This is a genomic window from Bradyrhizobium genosp. SA-3, from assembly GCF_004212635.1.
Taxonomy (GTDB): domain Bacteria; phylum Pseudomonadota; class Alphaproteobacteria; order Rhizobiales; family Xanthobacteraceae; genus Bradyrhizobium.
The window spans coordinates 1-787 of record NZ_PSRT01000332.1 but is presented as its reverse complement, the minus strand read 5'-3'; the positions used below and the strand labels follow the sequence as shown (position 1 = coordinate 787).

Genomic DNA, 787 nt, shown 5'->3' with positions numbered 1-787 from the left:
CGCATGACGGAGCGTCAGTGCGGCCGGCGTCATGATGTTGGCCGGTGGGGCGGGCTCGCGTTGCCGGGCCAGGATGTTGAGCACGACATCGGCGGAATGGACGCTGTGACTGAGCGCTTCGGCACAGGCCGCTTCCACCGCGGGCAGACCGTCAGTCAGCACCGCGTTGAGGATGTCGACCATCTGCCGATTGCCATCGTCGATGCTGGCAAGCTTGCGCCGGATCCGCTCGATCGCGGCCGGCAGCACCCAGTCTTTGAAGGGAGCACCGTTGCGCAAGGCGCCGGGTTTGCGGGCGAGCACCGGCACATAATGCCAGGGGTCGTAGACGGTATCGCCGCGGCCAAAGGATCGCGGGTGCTCGGCAACGATGCGTCCATCCTGACGGATCACGATGCGATCGGCATAGGCTTGAACCTCGACTGGTCGTCCGACTGCGCTGGCTGCGACCGAGTACTTGTTGTTGTCGAAGCGCACCAGGCAGGTCTTCGAGACCGATGCCGTCACCGCATGGAAGCCGTCGAAGCGGCCGGCATAGGGAACGAGTTTGGGGCGTTCGGCTTCGAACACGTCCCAGATCGTCTGATCGACCAGCTCCGGATGGCGATGAGCCTTGGCGTAGGCGATGCATTTGTCGAGCAGCCAGGCGTTCAACTCGTCGAGGTTTTTGAACCGCAGCCGCGGCGTGAAGAAGCGTTCCCGGACCAGCCCGACCTGGTTCTCGACCTGCCCCTTCTCCCAGCCCGACGCTGGCGTGCAGGCGACCGGATCGACCAGATAGTGGCTA

The 787-nt window shown here is 64.4% G+C and carries 1 protein-coding gene; it reads right to left on the bottom strand.

All coding sequences use genetic code 11. The features are described 5' to 3' along the window. Window positions 1-787 (bottom strand): Mu transposase domain-containing protein (locus CWO91_RS42345; protein ID WP_433995612.1); only part of this gene is annotated, 787 nt, incomplete at both ends.